The organism is Actinophytocola sp. (assembly GCF_036378875.1).
GTDB lineage: Bacteria > Actinomycetota > Actinomycetes > Mycobacteriales > Pseudonocardiaceae > Actinophytocola.
In genome coordinates this window covers 22618-39559 of record NZ_DASUVO010000033.1, presented here as the reverse complement: position 1 = coordinate 39559, position 16942 = coordinate 22618, and the positions used below count along the sequence as shown (strand labels likewise).

Genomic DNA, 16942 nt, shown 5'->3' with positions numbered 1-16942 from the left:
ACCAAGAAGTTAGGCGCGGGCGGCGGCCGTCTCGATCCCGCGCGTAGGACAGTTCGGGTATAGCTGGCTGTACTTATGTGCCGGACCGCTGGCCGGGTCCCACCCGAGGTGGCTATGGTCCGCTGTGATGGCAACGCATGAGGCCCGGCGCTGGGACGTCGTTGGCCGCCTTCGCACCACAGTGGACGCGATCGAGCACCTCGTCGGCGGTTTGGGCACGGCGGTGCTCGCGCTTGCCGCGTTGCTGTGGACGGCCGTGACCGCGGTGTCCTGTCTCGTCGGTGTCGGTGTGTTCCTGCTGCCCACCGTGCCGAGGGTGGTGCGTGCGGTCGCCGACCGGGAACGCGGCCGGCTGTCCCGCTGGGACGGGGAGGTCGTTGGACCGGAGCCGGTGCCGGCCGGGTTTCGTGCCGCCGTCCGGGATCCGGCCGTTCGGCGGGAAGTCGGCTGGGTCGGGTGCCACGCGACGGCCGGGTTCGCCGTCAGCCTTCTCGGGGTGTCGCTTCCCCTGTACGCGGTCACGGACGGCACCTTCCCGCTGTGGTGGTACCTGCTGCCGCCTGCCGAGGCCTCCGACACGCTCCACCTGCTCCCGGTGCGCGGGCCTGGGGACGCGTTCCTGGTGAGCCTGATGGGGCTCGGGTGGCTGATCGTCGTCGTGGCCGTTCTGCCTGCTCTGGCCCGGGCGCAGGCGTGGCCGGGACGTCACCTGCTCTCGCCGGATCCGGGCACCGACCTGGCGCTGCGGGTCGCGCACCTGACCGCGACCCGTGCGGCCGCCCTCGACGCGCACACCACCGAGCTGCGGCGGATCGAACGGTCGCTGCACGACGGGACCCAGAACCGAATGGTCGCGGTCACCGTGCTGCTCGGCGCGGCACGCCGTGCGCTGGCACGCGATCCGGCTTCCGCGGCGGCCGTTTTGGACCGTGCGCAGGACGCCGCCGAGCAGGCGCTCACCGAGCTGCGCGCGGTGGTCCGGACCATCCTGCCGCCGGTGCTGACCGACCGCAGTCTCCCCGACGCTCTCACGGCACTGGCCACGGCGTGCCCGGTGGCGTGCCAGGTGGACGCGGACGTGCCCGACCGGTGCGCGGCGTCCGTTGAGGCGACCGTGTACTTCGTGGTGGCCGAGGCGCTCACCAACATCGCCAGGCACAGCGGTGCCCGCCACGCCGCGGTTTCGTTGCGCCGGCAGAATGACCAGCTGTGCGTGGAGATCACCGATGACGGCAAGGGCGGCGCGGCCGCCGTCGCCGGGTCCGGTCTCGCCGGGATCCGGCGCAGGGTCGAGGCGCACGACGGTGCCTTCGCGCTGGCCAGCCCCTCCGGGGGACCGACTACCCTGACTGTGAGCGTGCCATGCGGATTGTGATCGCCGAGGACGACTCGCTCCTGCGCGAGGGGCTCGCGCTGCTGCTGCGCGCCGAGTCGCTCGACGTCGTGGCGACCACGAGCAACCCGGAGGACTTCCTTGTCTCCGTGGGCGAACACCGCCCCGACGTGGCCATTGTGGACGTTCGGATGCCGCCGACGCACACCGACGAGGGCATCGTCGCGGCCGTGGAGGCCAGAAAACGCCAGCCCGGTCTCGCGGTGCTCGTGTTGTCGGCATACGTCGAGCAGGCGTTCGCCACCGACCTGCTCGCGAGCGGCAGCGCCCGACTCGGCTACCTGCTGAAGGAACGCGTCGGGCGGGTGCAGGAGTTCCTCGACGCCCTGCACCGCGTGGCGGGCGGCGGCACGGCCATCGACCCGGAGGTCGTCGCACAGCTGCTGGCGCAGAACCGTCCCGACACCCGGCTTTCGCGGCTCACCCCGCGCGAACACGACGTGCTGGCGCTGATGGCCGAAGGGCTCGGCAACACCGCCATCGCCGAGCGGCTCGTCGTCACCGAAGGCGCGGTCAGCAAGCACATCCGCAGCATCTTCGCCAAGCTCGACCTGGCGCCGGACGACCAGGCGGACCGCCGGGTCACCGCGGTGCTGCACTACCTCGAAGGCGGCCGACGGTAGAGCTGGCTGTACCCCTTTCTCTCCACCGCGCTGGATCGATCGCGACGCCGTGCGACGGCAGGCTTGGTGGTGTTCGCAAGACCGCCGAGTGAAGGGGATTCCATGTCACACCTGCGTTCCATCGCCGCCGCTTCGGCGCTCGCCGCGCTGACCGGGTTCGTCGTGGCCGCCGCGCCACCGGCCAGCTCGGAAGGCGCACCGAGTCCGGTGCGCACAGGCCTGGAAAGCCTGGTCCGCGACGAGAACTTCCCCGCTGCGATGGCCTCCGTGCGTGAGCCGAACGGCCGGTCCCGCTTCTACGCTTCCGGAGTCGGCGATCTCCGCACCGGCGCACCGGTCCCGACCGAGGGCCGGGTCCGGATCGCCAGTGCCACCAAGATGTTCACCGCGACGGTCGTGCTGCAGCTCGTCGGCGATGGCAAGATCGGCCTGGACGAGCCGATCGAGACCTACGTGCCGGGTCTGGTCCCGGGTGGCACGGAGATCACCGTCCGGCAGCTGCTCCAACACACCAGCGGCCTGCCCGAGTACTTCACGCTGGACTACCTGACGATCCAGCACCGCTACGCCGAACCGAGGGAGCTGCTCGACCGGGCGCTGACGCGGCCGCCACTGTTCGCGCCGGGCACCGGTTGGCAGTACAGCAACACGAACTACGTGGTCGCGGGCCTGATCGTGCAGCGCGTCACGGGTCGCCCGATCGGCGAGGAGATCACCAACCGGATCATCAGGCCGGTGGGTCTGCGGGACACGTACTGGCCGGCCGTCGGCGAGCAGACCATCCGCGGCCAGCACGCCCACGGCTACTACACCCCGGCGACCCCGACCGACGGCGCGCGTCTGGACTTCACCGAAATAGACCCGTCCTGGGGTTGGGCGGCCGGCCAGCTGATCGCGTCTCCCCGTGACGTCAACAGGTTCCTCGATGCACTGCTTGGCGGCGAGCTGCTGGCGCCGACGGAGCTGGCGGCCATGAAGACCACGGTGACCGCACCGGGCTTCCCGCCCAACTGGCAGTACGGCCTTGGCCTGATGCGGATCGAGCTGAGCTGCGGCGAGACCGCATGGGGCCACGGCGGCGACATCGACGGCTACGAGACCCGAGACGCGATCACCGACGACGGCCGCGCGGCCACGGTCGTCGTGACAGCCCTGCCCAGCCCGGAACAGTCCCCCAGGTTCCTGGTGGACGCGGTCCTGGACACCGCCCTGTGTGACTAGCGTCGGGCGAAGCGGGTCAGCAGGTTGTAGGGGTACGGCAGGTTTTCGGTAGTGCTCACCGCCGTGAGCCGGTTGGTTTGTTCTGTGGTCAGCGTCCACTCCGCGGCGGCCAGGTTGTCCTTCACGTGGTCGAGCGTGCGCGGGCCGATGATCGGCGCGGTGACCGGCGCACGCTGCAGCAGCCAGCGCAGGGAGACCTGCGCCGCCGTGCGGCCGGTCTCCGTGGCGATCGCGGAGACCTCGTCGATCACCCGCCAGGTCCGCTCGGTGGCGTAGCCGCTCCAGGGGATCGACCCGGCCTCGGCTTCCGCCTTGACGCGGGTGCCTTCCGCCGGGCCGGTCACGCCGCGCCGGTGTGCGCCGGACAACCAGCCGGCCCGCAGCGGCGACCAGGGAAGCACGCCGAGACCTTCCGCGCGGCAGACCGGGAAAAGCTCCCACTCGGCCTCCCGGTCGAGCAGGTTGTACAGCGGCTGGAGGCACACCAACGCCTCCCAGCCGTGCATCAGCGACAGGTCGACCGCCTTCTGTAGCTGCCAACCGCAGAAGTTGCTGGCGCCCACGTAGCGGACCGTGCCCTCCTTCACCAGGGCATCCAGTGTGGACAGTGTCTCCTCGAGCGGCGTGCCGTCGTCCCAGACGTGCACCTGGTACAGGTCGATGTGGTCGGTGCCGAGCCGGCGGAGGCTGGCCCGCACGGCGTCGAGGATGTGCTTGCGCGACAGGCCGCGCTCGTTCGGTCCAGGGCCCATCTCGCCGAACGCCTTCGTGGCGATGACGTAGTCCTCGCGGCGCCGCGTCTTCAGCCAACCGCCCAGGATCTCCTCGGAGCGACCCTGTCCGTAGACGTCGGCGGTGTCGATGAAGTTTCCGCCCGCTTCGCTGAAGATGTCCAGGATCTGGTGGCTCGTCTGCTCGTCGGTCCGCTCACCGAACATCATCGAGCCAAGGCACAGCTCGCTCACCTGAAGGCCTGACCGGCCAAGAAATCGATACTCCATGACCTGGACGTTAGGACCTGGACCGCGCTCCAGGTCCAGAGCTGAACGCCGCCGCGTTGTCGCGGACCCAGGTTTCGAAGCTGGTCGCGGGGCGCCCCAGGATGCGGGGCACGTCGTCGGACACTATGGCTCCGCCGCCGGTGTGTCCCCACTTCACCGCGGTGAGATAGTCCTCGACGAGGGAGACGTCGAGGCCATGGGCCAGGAACGCCGCCTCGGCCAGTTCTCGGGTCTCGGCCACCGTCTTCTTCTCCGTCCACACCGGACGATCCAGGACTCGCGCCAGCACCTCGGCCTGATCCGCCATCGTGAGCAGCTCCGGACCGGTCAATGTATAGGTCTGTCCATTGTGGTCAGAGCGGAGCACGGTCGCCGCCACCGCGGCCACGTCCCGAGGGTCGACGACCCCGTCCGGCACGCCGTTCGACGAGTCCGGGATCGGCTGACCCTCGGCGATCTCACCCAGCCAGCGCAGGCTGTTCGACGCGAAGTTGGTCGGCCGCAGAATGGTCCAGTCCATGCCGCTCGCCTGGACAGCCTGCTCGGCCCGCCAGAACCACGGCCCGACAACGGCATCACCAACGCGCTCCCCGGTCCCGATGCCGGACACCAGCACGACCTTGCCCACCCCTGCCGCACGCGCCGCGTCGAGGACCGCGAGACCGTGCCCGGGCAGCGCGATCAGGAAGAGCGTGTCGACACCCGTCAGCGAAGGCGGGGACTCGAAGTCACCCCGCACGACCGGCACGTCCGCGTCGATTCGTCTGGGGTCCCGTGTCATCGCCAGCATCGCCACGCCAGCCTCGGACAACAGCCGGACCACCTCACCGCCGATGGTGCCAGTCGCACCCGTGATCAGGATCATGACGACGATCATCGTGCCGGGCACGCGGCCACTGTTATGAGATTTCGGCGGTTATCGTTGGCCTCATGAGCGTTCAGCCGGTGCCGACGGAACTGCGGCACCTCGTCCAGAGCATCAGCGTGGAAACCGGCACGGACGCACCCGTCACCGTGGTGCCGGACACCGCCACCGGGCTGGTCTTCTGTGACGGCGGGGGCGTTGCGGTGACCGGGCCACGCACCCGCGCCGGGTACCACTTCGGCGGCCCGGCGCGTCGCGTCGTTGTGCGCCTTCAGCCTGGCCGGGCCCAACTTCTGCTCGGCCGACCCGTGGGTGAACTCGTCGACCGAGTCGTGCCACTGCACGAGGAGAACGGCGAACTGTCCGAGATGTTGCTGGCCCGTCTTGCGAAGCGGTCCGCGCGCGAGGTCGCACGCAGCGACCTCGCACACCGCGCGGCGACCGTCCTGGCCGGGGACACCACTGTCGGCGACGCGGCGCGACAGCTGCACGTCAGCGAGCGGCAGCTGCGCACGATCTTCACCGACGCCATCGGCCTGTCCCCCAAGCACTTCGCGCGCCTCGACCGGCTGCGGGCCGTGCTGGCCCGCGCCGGCCGGGGCAGCTGGTCGGACCTCGCGGTGGCGGCCGGCTTCTATGACCAGGCCCATCTGACCGTGGAGTTCCGCACGATCATGGGCGTCCCGCCCGCCGCGTTCGTGTCCGGTCAGCTGCCCCCTGCCACCCCGTGCACCGGTTCGGTCAGCGCATGACCAGGGCCGGCTGCTCGGCAGGCGCGGTGTCGGGCTGGGTGCTCGTCGCGGCGCGGCCGTGGCGGTACGGCACCAGGAGCGCCGCGACGACGGCCAGTACGCAGATCCCGCCCGCGACCCAGAACGCGGTCACATAGGCGTCCACTGTGGGCAGTGGAACGCCGGGAAGTGTGTTGGCGGCGAGGATCGCGGACGCGATCGCGGTGCCGATCGAGCCGCCGACCGAGCGCAGCGTCGAGTTGATGCTGTTGGCGACACTCGTCTGTTCCGGGGCGACCGCGGTGTTCAGCAGTGCCGGCATCGCGCCCATGGCCAACCCGAGGCCGAGGCCGAGCAGGCCGGTGGCCACGTAGAACTGCCAGTGCTCGGTGTGGAAGGCGACGAGGAAGGCGAACGTGCCGGTCGCGACGACCATGCCGAGGGCCAGTGGCCACTTCGGACCGACACGGCGGATCAGCATCGAGACGAGCACGGCCGCGGTGAGTGTGCCCGCGGTGAGCGGCGTCAGCGTCAGGGCGGCCGAGAGCGTGTCGGCGCCGAACCCGTAGCCGAAGCGGCTCGGGGTCTGCACGTACTGGAGGATCAGCACCATCGCGCCGAACATCCCGGCGCCGGCGAGGAACGCGGTCAGGTTGGTGCCGAGCACCACCGGCTTGCGCATCATCCGCATGTCGACCAGCGGCACCTCCACCCGCGTCTCGACGAAGATCCACAGGGCCAGCAGCACCAGACCACCGGCGAACAGGCCGAGCACCGTGCCGGAGTCCCAGCCCCAGGCCGGGCCGCGGTTGATCCCGAGCACCACACACACCAGCCCACCGGCCAGGGTCAGCGCGCCCCAGACGTCGATCGTGAACTTCGACGCCCGTTCCGGCAGCTTGACCAGCACCGCGACGCCGAGCAGGCCGATCGCGGTGGCCGCGGCGGAGATCCAGAACATGCCCTGCGCGGTGACGTCGGCCTTGACCAGCAGCCCGGAGACCAGCAGCCCGGCGCCCGCCCCGATGCCGGTCAGCGCGCTGAGCAGCGCGATGCTCGACGCCACCTTGGCCGGCGGGAAGATCGCCCGGACGATCCCGATCGCCAGCGGCATCGCGGCGAAGCCCATGCCCTGCAGGACCCGGCCGGCGAGCACGAGCGCGAAGACGTGGGATGACGCCGCGAGCACGGAACCGGCCGTGACCAGCGCGAGCGTGACCATCAGCACCCGCTTGCGGCCGAGCGCGTCGCCGAGCGAGCCGAGGATCGGGGTGAACACGGCCGCCGAGAGCAGGCTGACGGTCACCACCCAGGAGACGTCCGCCATGGAGACGCTCAGTGACGTGGCGAGGCCGGGCAGGATCGGCATGACCATGCTCTGCATCACGACGATGGCGAAGGTCGACAGGGCGAGCACCAGCAGCACCGCCGTCGGATTCGTGTGCGCCGGGCCGGGCCGCGGCGGCGCTGTCTGGGTTTCGGACACCTCGAGCTCCTTTGTAGTCACTTGACGACTTAGACTGTACGACCGAAGTCGTCAATTGACTACATGCCGATCGGTGAGCCTCGACACACCACGTTCACGCAGGTCTGCGGTAAAGTCATCATTTGACTACTTCTTTACCCGGAGGGCTGTCATGGACGCCGGTCCCACGACCCCACCCCGTCGCCGCGACGCCGCCGCCACCCGCGCGGCACTGCTGAACGCGGCGCGGACACTGATGTCCCAGCGTGGCGTCGAGGGCACCAGCACCCGGGACGTCGCCGCGGAGGCGGGCGTCAACCAGGCGCTCGTGTACCGCTACTTCGGCTCGAAGGAGAAGCTGTTCGCCGAGGCAGCCGCGACCGGCGCGGACTCGCCCGACGACCTCATCACGAACACCCCGCTCGCCGACCTGCCCCGCGTGCTGCTCGACCGCATCCTCCTCGCGGCCGAGGCCGCGGAGGCCGCAGAGCTGTCGACGCTCGTCACCGCCACCAACGACGAGCACGTGCGCGCGATCATGCGTGAGCGCATCGAGACCGCGTTCAGCACGCTGCTCGCCGCGCGCCTCGACGGACCGGACGCGGAACTGCGTGCCGAACTGGTCGGCGCGATCCTCGTCGGGATCGGCTTCCTCCGCCACAAAATCGGGACCCGCGCCATGTCGACCGCCGACCGCGAGACGCTGGGCGTGTACGTCGACCGCATGGTGGCGCCGCTACTCGGTTGACCGTTTCCCGTTCGGACGGGTACCCTTCGCGTTGTCTACCTCTCGTGGCTGTGGCACTCGGCCCCCACGTTTCTCGGATCACCTTCGCCGCGCTGACTTCGCCGCGTGCGCTCGATCCACTTACCCCTTGCGGAGATTTCCCATGTCCATATCCGGAACACTCGACTTGTCGGGCAACCGCGCGTTCCTACGCGTGGACGGCTACCTGCCGAGCCCAGCGGACCCGTCCGTCCCCAGTGGACTGATCCGCGCCAACGACCTACGCCGCGGCGACACCGTCAGCGGCAGCATCCAGAACGGCAGGCTCGTTGACATCGACACCGTCAACGGGCAACGGCCCGGCTACCGACGCCCGGCCTTCGCCGACCTGGTTCCCTTGTACCCCAACGAAAGACTGCACCTGGAGACCGAGCCGCACGCGCTCGTCACCCGGGTCACCGACCTCGTCATGCCGGTCGGCAAGGGCCAGCGCGCACTGGTCGTTGCCCCGCCGAAGGCCGGCAAGACCACCGTGCTGAAGGCGATCGCACACGGCATCGCCAAGAACCACCCCGAATGCCACCTGATGCTCGTGCTCGTCGGCGAGCGCCCGGAGGAGGTCACCGACCTCGCCAGAGGCGTACCGGCCGAGGTCGCCGCGGCGACCTTCGACCAGCCCCCGCACGAGCACGTCGCGCTGGCGGAACTCGCCATCGAGCGAGCGAAACGCCTGGTGGAGCACGGCCGCGACGTCGTTGTACTGCTCGACTCGCTGACCAGGCTCGGCCGCGCCTACAACCTGGCCGCCCCGGGCGGAGGCCGCGTGCTCACCGGCGGCGTCGACGCCTCGGCACTCACCCCACCGAAACGCTTCCTCGGCGCCGCACGCAACATCGAGAACGGCGGCTCACTAACCGTCTTCGCAACGGCCCTCGTCGAAACCGGCTCCGCGGGCGACGGACTGATCTTCGAGGAATACAAGGGAACCGGCAACGCCGAACTCCGCCTCGACCGCCGCATCGCCGAGCGCCGCGTGTACCCGGCCATCGACATCCAACGGTCGGGCACACGCAAGGAGGAACTCCTGCTCACACAGACGGAACTGGCCGTGACCCGAACACTGCGCCAGTCACTGTCCACTCGGGAGCCCCACCAGGCGATCGACGTCCTGCTGACCGGCCTACGCAAAACCCAGACAAACACGGAATTCCTGGCCGGCCTACTGCCCCGCTGATACGAAAGTCCCATTCGTGCACCGGAGGGCCTCCCGATTTCCACACTACCGGCACCCACCGACATTTCCGGCCCTGCGGCCCCCAACTGGGAACACCTTCACCCACCCAACCCGAGCGAAAGTCCCATTCGTGCATCGGGGGCCCCCGATTTCCACGCTACCGGTCAGCACCGACAAACCGAGCCAGTCGTCCTGCACGAACGGACCGTTCGCGCGGATTCCTAGTGCTGTGACCGCGAACGTTCGCCGGGCCATCGCCGTCCGCGCGCCGCGAAAGGCGCTTTCACCTCCCAACCATGTGGTGAAAGGCGGGCACGACATCCCAGCAGCGATCCAGCTCTCCCGACCTACCGGCAGAGGCACGGTCTTTCACCAGGACTCACAGGCCAGGCGCAACGAGTGCTCACCTACCGACCGGCTGCAACCAGGAGTCTGCCGGATGGCCCACTTTAGGCGCTTTCATAGCGCTGAACCCAGATCCACCAATGGTCTTGGTGGCTTGCGGTGCGGCTCGGTGGTCCCGCAGCGGGCGGCCGCGACTTCGGCCGGCGGCCGTGTGAGGAAGGCGTCCTACCTCACCGCCAGCGTGAAGAAGGCGTCCATCACCACATCGCCAGGGAAGCCCTAGTGCTGCGAACGGTGCCACCGACACTGTCCCGAAAGACGCTTTCGGGTCGTTGACCGTCATCAACGCGTCTTTCGAGACATCGGCGCTGTCCCGAACGCGTCTTTCGGGACCCAGCGGATGCGCGCCGGGCGCGCAGCGCCCGACGCCCGCGAAGCGCCTGACCAGGCCCACAACTCTCGCAAGGTGCGACGTGGACCGAGCCCCAAAGCCTCTCGGGAGCAGCCCATGCCCTGAGGGCACCTTCGGGACGCACGTCCCAAAGGGCACCCTCAGGGCACGGCCGGCCCGGCGAGGGTCACCACTTGGCGGCTGCGCGGCGGCGTAGGCGCTTGGGGAACAGGGGTGGGGCCTTGCGGAGCTTCTTGTCGCCCACGATCTGGAAGATGGCGCGCCGGTCGGTCATGGCGCCCTTGCCGCTCGGCTCGCGGCCGAAGAGGGCCAGCATGGCGATGCGTACGCCGGTGTCGCGCTGCCACTCCACCAGGGCGCGTGCCTCGGCCGGGTCCTCGCCGACGAACTCGTCGAACAGCAGCACGCTGCCCGGCTGGAGCATCGGCGTCATCCAGTTCAGGGCGGTCACCGTGGAGCTGTACAGGTCCGCGTCGAGGTGCGCGAAGCTGATCAGGCCGATCTCCCTGGCCAGCTGCTCGGTCAGCGAGTCCTCGAAGAAGCCCTTGACGACGCGCACGCCCTTCAGCTTGGGCACCGCTGTGGCGAACGTCCCTTTCTTGAGGTGCTCGTAGTCCTCCGGCAGCCCCTCGAACGAGTCGCAGGCGTAGATGCGCTTGGCGCGCTGCCGCCTGTCCCAGATCTTCGCCTGCCAGAGCTCGTCGCGGATGACCCTGGTCGACGCGCCCTTCCAGCTGCCGAACTCGATGATGTGTCCCGGCACGGGGCGGGACAGGGAGACGGCAAGTTCGAGGACCTGTGCCCTTGACGGGAACGTCACATGGTCACGGAGGTCTGTCCAGTCTCCCGCGGTGCCCGTGAGCTGCGGGGTCAGGGACGTCAGCGCTTCGGTGGAGTTCGAGGTTGCCACCCGCGCGATGGTGCCTGACGGGCCACTACTCTGTCGACCCGGGTGCCCTTTCGGACATCCGGTGGAGTGCCTTCGGGAAAATGGCCGATCGGCCGATCTCTTGACAGGCGTGCTTGGGTCAGGATCGTGTTGATGTTGCCTGCTACACCAATGGTCTCGCCACATGCACAGGCCTTTGTGGACCTTGACGCTGTGGCGCACAACACAGCACTGTTCGCCAACCGTACAAAAGCGGCAGTCATGGCCGTGGTGAAGGCGGACGGATTCGGTCACGGTGCGGTACCCGTGGCGAACGCCGTGCTCTCGGCCGGCGCGACCTGGCTCGGCGTGACGACGTGCGCCGAGGCCGTGCACCTGAGGGAGAGCGGCCTCACCGCCCCGATCCTCAGCTGGATGCACAGCCCGTTCGAGGACTTCGGGCCCGCGCTCCTCGCCGGCGTGGACCTGTCGGTGTCCTCCGTGGACCATCTGCGGGCGGTCGCGGCGAGCGCGGAGACGCTCGGGGTGACCGCAGCCGTGCACCTGAAGGCGGACACCGGCCTGCACCGCAACGGCGCGCGGGTCACCGAGTGGCCGGAGCTGGTGCGGGCCGCCCGCGCCAGCGAGAAGGCCGGGCACGTCCACGTGCGCGGCATGTGGTCGCACCTGATCAGCGGGACGGACCCGGCGGGCACCTCGGTGCTGACGCAGATCCGGCTGTTCGACGAAGCCGTCGCGCTCGCGCGGCACGCGGGCCTGCGACCTGAGCTGAGACACCTGGCGAACTCGGTGGCGACCCTCGCCGCGCCCGACACGCACTACGAGCTGGTCCGCCCCGGCATCGGGCTGTACGGGGTGGAGCCGGACCCTCGGCGGGTCCACGGGCTGCGGGGCGCCATGACGCTGTCGGCACGGTTGATCATGGTCAAGCGGGTGCCGGCGGGCAGTGGTGTCTCCTACGAACACGACTACGTCACCGGCCACGACAGCACCCTGGGGCTGGTGCCCCTCGGCTACGCGGACGGCCTGCCGTGGGCCGCCGCCAAGCAGGCCGAGGTGTGGTTCGCGGGCCGCCGGTACCCGGTGGCCGGCCGGATCGCGATGGACCAGTTCGTCGTCGACCTCGGCGACGCCCCCGCGCGGACCGGCGACGAGGTCGTGTTGTTCGGGCCCGGCGACCAGGGTGAACCGACGGTCGCCGAGTGGGCGGGGTGGGCCGGCACGGTGCCACACGAGATCGTCACCGGCGTGGGCCCGAGAGTGCGACGCTGTTACACGTACGCAACAGCCGGCAAGGTCGAGGAGCCGTCACGTGCCTGAACAGAAGATCCGACTGGCCGTCCTGTTCGGCGGCCGCAGCGGCGAGCACGACGTGTCGTGCAAGTCCGCGGCGAGCATCCTGACCAATCTGGACCGCCGGCGGTACGACATCGTGCCGGTCCGGATCGGCCGCGACGGCGTGTGGGCGACGGCGCCGGCCGTGCCGGAGCTGGACTCGATCGAGGCGGCGCTGGAATGGCAACGGGCCGGTTTCCCGCTGCCCGACCACGCGACGCCGGCCGGCAGTGTGCTCGCGACGATGCGGGAGCTGCAGCGGTGCGACGTGGCGTTCCCGGCGCTGCACGGCCCATACGGCGAGGACGGCAGGCTGCAGGCGCTGCTCGACGGCTTCGGGATTCCGTTCGTCGGCAACGGCGTCGCGGCGAGCGCGCTGTCCATGGACAAGGAGTACACGAAGAAGATCGCGGCGAGCATCGGCCTCGAGGTGGCCGCGTCGGTCGTGCTGCGTGACACCGAGCGCGAGGTCTCCTCGGCGGACCGCGAACGTCTCGGTCTCCCCGTGTTCGTGAAGCCGGCGCGCGAGGGCTCGAGCATCGGTGTGTCCAGAGTGGACGATTGGGCCGAGCTGCCCGCCGCGGTGGACGCGGCACGCAAGAGTGACGGCAAGGTGCTCGTCGAGGCGGCGGTCACCGGCCGGGAGATCGACATGGGCGTGCTGGAGCGGCCGGGCGGGGAGCTGGCGGTGAGCCCGCCGATGGAGATCCTGACCTCCGACGCGTACTCGTTCTTCGACTACACGGCCAAGTACGGCGACCCGACCACCGTGCTCGACGTCCCGGCCGCCGTCGACCCCGCGGTGACCGAGGCGCTGGGTCACGACGCGGTGCGGCTGTTCCGGGCACTGGAATGTTCCGGACTGCTGCGCGTCGACTTCTTTCTCCGCGAGGACGGGAGCCGGGTCGTCAACGAGGTGAACACCTTCCCCGGTTTCACCAGCGCTTCTCAGTATCCGAGGATGTGGCAGGCGGCCGGTCTCGGCTACGGGGACCTGCTCGACGTCCTCGTGGACACGGCTCTCTGGCACGCACGCCAATAACGTTTCGGCGAACGGGGACCTGTCCCATCCTTGTGGCAGCACAATGCGGAAAGAATGCTGCGAGCTGTCCCGAGGAAGGAACACAATGGATCAACCGGTGCGTGGGCCCGAGCCCGAGCCTCGACCACCCTCAGAAGCGGCACCGGAGCCGGAGGCACTGACCCAAACGGACGCACCGGCACAGCAAACGGAGCCCGCCCCGGAGTCCTTACCTCAGCCGGAGTCACCCGCACCGCAGGCGTCCGCCCCGGAAGCGGTAGGCCTAACGGAGCCGCCTGCCCAACAACCGGCAGCCGCCGCGGAGGCAGTAGCCCAAACGGACTCACCCGGCCAACCGGCAGCAGCGACCCAAGCGGAGCCAGCCACTGAAGAGTCGGCATCCCAGCCGGAAGCGGTAATCCCGGAAACCAATGCAGCACAAACCGAGACGGAAACCAGCTCGGCACCCGAACCCACACAAGCCACGGCCGAATCCGAGACCGTGGCCCCGGCCGCAGAGCCACCAACGTCGGAAGCTTCGCCAACCCCGGAACCCGCCACACCGCAAGCCGAAGCGACAACCACAGCGACACCCCAACCCACACCCACCGCAACCCAGAACGAATCCGACACCCTGACGGCGGAGCCACCAACCCCAGAACCCGCCACACCGCAGGCCGAGACAGCGCACGCCGAGACAGCGCAGGGTGCGTCCGAGACCACGACGCTGTCGCCGGAGCCATCAACCCCGGAAGCCGCACCGACTCCGGAAACCGCGCCAACCCCGGAACCCATCACACCGCAGGCCGAAGCGGCAACCACAGCGACACCCCAACCCACACCCACTACAACGCAGCACGAATCCGAGACCGTGACCCCGGCAGCAGAGCCACCAACGCCCGAAGCCGCACCGACTCCGGAAACCGTGCCAATCGCGGAACCCGCCACACCGCAAGCCCAAGCGGCAACCACGGCGACACCCCAACCCACACCCACCACAATCCAGAACGAATCCGAAGCCCCCACCGTCGCGGCGACGCTACCCACCCCAGACCTCGCCGCGCCGCAAGCCGGGACGGCGCAGGGCGAGTCCGAGACGGTGAAGCTGACGTCCGAGTCGGTTCCGGCGGTGGCGCAGGTCCCAGCGTTCGCGGCCGCACCCGGTGCGCCCCCGTCCTCGCCGGGATTCATGCCAACGCAAGCGCCGGAGGCGTGGGGCGAGGCGGTGACCTCACCGCTGCCGGTGCCGACGCGGCCCCCGCGGCGCACGCTCAAACCCGGTGATCCCTTGGCCGTCGCGGTGGCGAACGGGTCGTTGCTCGGTGCCGGGTACGCGATGCTCGGGCGGTGGGTGTTGGCCGTCCTCAGTGGGCTGGTCTCCATCGCGCTCGTGGTCGTGCTCGCCACCTCCGTGCGGACACTGTGGCTCGAACTCGTCGTCGTCGGGTGGTGGGTGGCGGTCATCGCGCACGGCTGGTTCCTGGCGAGCCGCAAGCCCGCGCTGGGCACGAACACCCGCAAGCAACGGCTTGTCGCGCTCGGGATCACGGTTCCCGTCCTGCTGGCCTTCGGGCTGCTCCGGTTCGACGCCGCGCGGATCGACGGAGACGTCGCCGATGCCCGCGCCAGTGGTGACTGCGCCGCCGCCATGTCCTCTTTGGACAGCCGGTGGTTCGGACACACGGTGGCGAACGCGCCGCTGACCGCGGAAGGCGACGACACCGTCCGCGCGTGCGGGTTGCTGCAGACCGCCTCCCGCGAGCTGAACACCGGGCTCGGTGGCGACACCGACGCGGTGGAGGCCGGCATCGGTCGACTGTCGACGGTGCTGAACGAGCTGCCCGGCCACGAGAAGATGGTCGAGCGCACACTGGACAAGTTCCTGGACGCGTTGCCTGTCAAGGACGCCTGCTACACCGCGGACATCACCGACACCCTGCGCGACACCCGCGCCAAGGGCATGGACCGTATCGGCGACATCGTCCCGGACGTCGCGCCTGAGGCGATCGTCGGGTGCGCGGACGCGTACATGGCGGACGAGCGGTGGCAGGAGGCGCTCGACCGGTACAAGCAGCTCCTCGATCAGTACCCCGACCACGAGCTCGCCGGCAAGGCAGAAGAGGGTGCCACCCTGGCCACTCAGGCGATCGAGCTGGCGAACGTGCGCCAACTGCTGACGCTCACGGGCGCCGGCGGGCTGCCCGAGTACTGCACGAGCCCGGCGCCATACAGCGCGGCCGCTCCCTACGGCGCGGCCTCGCCGAACCGCGCGATGGTGTTCGGCGACGAGTACGGCGGCCGGCTCCCTCCGGACTGGGTGGCCACGGACGCGGCCAACGCGGTCGTGGTGATCTGCGCCAGCGAGGCCCAGTTCGGCACGCCGCAGGAGACCTGCAACTACGAGTCCACCCCCGACTCGCCGATCTTCACCGCCGTGACGTTCCACCGGATCGGGGTGCCCGTGCGGGTGTTCGAACTGAAGACAGGAAAGCTCATCCACGACACCAGGATCGAGATCGGCGGCGCGAGCTGCCCGGACACCATCTTCGGCCTGGAGAACACGAGGTACGTCGAGCCGGCCGACGGTGACATCCACGGCGCCTACTCGCCTTTGATCAACCCGTGAGGCGCGGGTCCTCGTTCGGCCACAGGTAGCAGAGCCGGTAGCTCATGGCGACGGCGTAGGGGGCGTAGCGGGTCCGCCAGTTCTGGAACACCGTCCATGCTTCACGGTCACAGTGTTCCCTCGGCAGACCCGCCGCCACCGCGACCTGCACCGTCTGCTCGAAACCGCGTTCCTCGCGGCCCTCGAGGCTCACCGTCGGGCGGGGCAGGTGGACTCCCACCTGCCCCGCCAGCACGGGGAAGCACACCGAACCCGCCTCCAGCACCGAACGGGTGCTCGGCGGCGCCCAGTTCGTCGCGACCGCGTCGGTGAGCGCTGCCGCGTCGAGCACCAGCACGGCCGCGTCCAGCCAGCACAGCTCCGTGGCCGAGCGGTAGATGGTGAGGGCCGGATAGCCGGTGTGGGTGGCCCGGATGTCGGCGAGCCACGCCGTCCACTGCGCGAACAGCTGGTCGAGATGGTCACGGGAGCCGAGCCGCAGATGCTCCGCCAGCACCAGTTCCGCCTCCGTGGGGCGGGCGGCGTGCGCGGCCATCCTCGCCACGACGAGCTCGCGGCGGCTGTACGCGGCCGTGAACCGGTAGAGGTGGAGCACGAACGCCGACAGCACGAGCGCCACCGCGCCCCATGCTCCGACGGCGAGCAGGATCCCGCCGTCGGATTCGGTGCGCAGCAACAGGAATCCGGTGAACCCCGCCAGCGTGAGCGGCATGTCGGCGACCGCGCACGACATCAGCGCGAACCCCACGAGCGTCGCGGTGAGCCAGCACGCCGCCGCGACGTACAACGCGACCGGCGCGCACATGTCCATCACGCGCTCGCCGAGGGACTGCGGCAGCCGGCGGGCCACGGCCGACCCCGTCCAGCCCGTGCCCCGCACGACGGAGCGCATCAGCAGCGACGAGCGCTGGCGCGGGATGAAAACGGTACGCAGCACCGAGAGCCAGGTGATCAACGCCAGCAGGACACCGGCGACGAGCGCGACCACATCGACCAACGGATCACCCCTCACTTCCCCGAACGACCGACTCTCCTGGAGTGGACAGTCAGTCCG

General features: G+C 69.8%; 14 protein-coding genes. 9 read left to right on the top strand and 5 right to left on the bottom strand.

What is annotated here, in order from left to right; genetic code table 11:
* Positions 1 to 127: 127 nt before the first annotated feature.
* The 3 genes from VF106_RS09410 to VF106_RS09400 all read left to right on the top strand — a co-directional run bounded on the left by VF106_RS09410 (position 128) and on the right by VF106_RS09400 (position 3237).
* On the top strand, positions 128 to 1375 hold the full coding sequence (locus tag VF106_RS09410) for a sensor histidine kinase (protein WP_330839224.1): 1248 nt from the start codon (positions 128 to 130) through the stop codon (positions 1373 to 1375).
* The gene (locus VF106_RS09405; RefSeq protein ID WP_330839223.1) at positions 1363 to 2016 is read left to right on the top strand and encodes a response regulator; all 654 of its coding nucleotides are present in this window, start codon (positions 1363 to 1365) and stop codon (positions 2014 to 2016) included. Before VF106_RS09410 ends, VF106_RS09405 begins: the two co-directional genes overlap by 13 nt.
* 102 nt (positions 2017 to 2118) lie before the next feature.
* Positions 2119 to 3237 (top strand): serine hydrolase domain-containing protein, encoded by a 1119-nt coding sequence (locus tag VF106_RS09400; RefSeq protein WP_330839222.1) that lies wholly within the window; start codon positions 2119 to 2121, stop codon positions 3235 to 3237.
* On the opposite strand, the gene VF106_RS09395 is transcribed toward VF106_RS09400, so the two are convergent.
* Positions 3234 to 4238, bottom strand: coding sequence for an aldo/keto reductase (locus VF106_RS09395; RefSeq protein ID WP_330839220.1), 1005 nt, complete (start codon positions 4236 to 4238; stop codon positions 3234 to 3236). The two genes, VF106_RS09400 and VF106_RS09395, sit on opposite strands and share 4 nt — an antisense overlap.
* A 10-nt stretch (positions 4239 to 4248) precedes the next feature.
* Positions 4249 to 5127, bottom strand: coding sequence for an NAD(P)H-binding protein (locus tag VF106_RS09390; protein ID WP_330839219.1), 879 nt, complete (start codon positions 5125 to 5127; stop codon positions 4249 to 4251).
* 41 nt (positions 5128 to 5168) lie between these two features.
* On the opposite strand from VF106_RS09390, the gene VF106_RS09385 reads away from it, so the two are divergent.
* Positions 5169 to 5855: a helix-turn-helix domain-containing protein gene (locus VF106_RS09385; RefSeq protein ID WP_330839218.1), complete on the top strand. Its 687-nt coding sequence runs from the start codon at positions 5169 to 5171 to the stop codon at positions 5853 to 5855.
* Here VF106_RS09385 and VF106_RS09380 read toward each other — a convergent pair.
* Positions 5845 to 7320 carry an MFS transporter gene (locus VF106_RS09380; protein ID WP_330839217.1) on the bottom strand — a complete coding sequence of 492 codons (1476 nt, stop codon included), beginning with the start codon at positions 7318 to 7320 and terminating at the stop codon, positions 5845 to 5847. The two genes, VF106_RS09385 and VF106_RS09380, sit on opposite strands and share 11 nt — an antisense overlap.
* A 151-nt stretch (positions 7321 to 7471) precedes the next feature.
* On the opposite strand from VF106_RS09380, the gene VF106_RS09375 reads away from it, so the two are divergent.
* Together VF106_RS09375 and VF106_RS09370 are read left to right on the top strand one after the other, a co-directional pair.
* Entirely contained in the window at positions 7472 to 8047 is a 576-nt protein-coding gene (locus VF106_RS09375; RefSeq protein WP_330839216.1) for a TetR/AcrR family transcriptional regulator, read from the top strand.
* A 142-nt stretch (positions 8048 to 8189) separates the two neighbouring features.
* The gene (locus VF106_RS09370; protein ID WP_330839215.1) at positions 8190 to 9260 is read left to right on the top strand and encodes a transcription termination factor Rho, short form; all 1071 of its coding nucleotides are present in this window, start codon (positions 8190 to 8192) and stop codon (positions 9258 to 9260) included.
* 923 nt (positions 9261 to 10183) lie between these two features.
* On the opposite strand, the gene VF106_RS09365 is transcribed toward VF106_RS09370, so the two are convergent.
* Complete coding sequence (locus VF106_RS09365; RefSeq protein WP_330839214.1) at positions 10184 to 10927, bottom strand: class I SAM-dependent methyltransferase; 744 nt, start codon at positions 10925 to 10927, stop codon at positions 10184 to 10186.
* A gap of 132 nt (positions 10928 to 11059) precedes the next feature.
* Between VF106_RS09365 and alr the strand changes: the two genes are divergently transcribed.
* The 3 genes from alr to VF106_RS09350 all read left to right on the top strand — a co-directional run bounded on the left by alr (position 11060) and on the right by VF106_RS09350 (position 15888).
* Positions 11060 to 12226 carry an alanine racemase gene (alr, locus tag VF106_RS09360; RefSeq protein WP_330839213.1) on the top strand — a complete coding sequence of 389 codons (1167 nt, stop codon included), beginning with the start codon at positions 11060 to 11062 and terminating at the stop codon, positions 12224 to 12226.
* Positions 12219 to 13283: a D-alanine--D-alanine ligase family protein gene (locus VF106_RS09355; RefSeq protein ID WP_330839212.1), complete on the top strand. Its 1065-nt coding sequence runs from the start codon at positions 12219 to 12221 to the stop codon at positions 13281 to 13283. Before alr ends, VF106_RS09355 begins: the two co-directional genes overlap by 8 nt.
* Positions 13284 to 14451: 1168 nt before the next feature.
* On the top strand, positions 14452 to 15888 hold the full coding sequence (locus VF106_RS09350) for a tetratricopeptide repeat protein (RefSeq protein ID WP_330839211.1): 1437 nt from the start codon (positions 14452 to 14454) through the stop codon (positions 15886 to 15888).
* Here VF106_RS09350 and VF106_RS09345 read toward each other — a convergent pair.
* A complete protein-coding gene (locus VF106_RS09345) occupies positions 15878 to 16885 on the bottom strand; it encodes a hypothetical protein (protein WP_330839210.1) in 1008 nt (335 codons plus the stop codon). The two genes, VF106_RS09350 and VF106_RS09345, sit on opposite strands and share 11 nt — an antisense overlap.
* Positions 16886 to 16942: the final 57 nt, after the last annotated feature.

Excerpts from the sequence above, each read along its gene's own strand:
- VF106_RS09410 (WP_330839224.1), top strand. The coding sequence starts at position 128 with ATGGCAACGCATGAGGCCCGGCGCTGGGACGTCGTTGGCCGCCTTCGC.
- VF106_RS09405 (WP_330839223.1), top strand. The coding sequence starts at position 1,363 with ATGCGGATTGTGATCGCCGAGGACGACTCGCTCCTGCGCGAGGGGCTC.
- VF106_RS09400 (WP_330839222.1), top strand. The coding sequence starts at position 2,119 with ATGTCACACCTGCGTTCCATCGCCGCCGCTTCGGCGCTCGCCGCGCTG.
- VF106_RS09395 (WP_330839220.1), bottom strand. The coding sequence starts at position 4,238 with ATGGAGTATCGATTTCTTGGCCGGTCAGGCCTTCAGGTGAGCGAGCTG.
- VF106_RS09385 (WP_330839218.1), top strand. The coding sequence starts at position 5,169 with ATGAGCGTTCAGCCGGTGCCGACGGAACTGCGGCACCTCGTCCAGAGC.
- VF106_RS09375 (WP_330839216.1), top strand. The coding sequence starts at position 7,472 with ATGGACGCCGGTCCCACGACCCCACCCCGTCGCCGCGACGCCGCCGCC.
- VF106_RS09370 (WP_330839215.1), top strand. The coding sequence starts at position 8,190 with ATGTCCATATCCGGAACACTCGACTTGTCGGGCAACCGCGCGTTCCTA.
- alr (WP_330839213.1), top strand. The coding sequence starts at position 11,060 with ATGTTGCCTGCTACACCAATGGTCTCGCCACATGCACAGGCCTTTGTG.
- VF106_RS09350 (WP_330839211.1), top strand. The coding sequence starts at position 14,452 with ATGCCAACGCAAGCGCCGGAGGCGTGGGGCGAGGCGGTGACCTCACCG.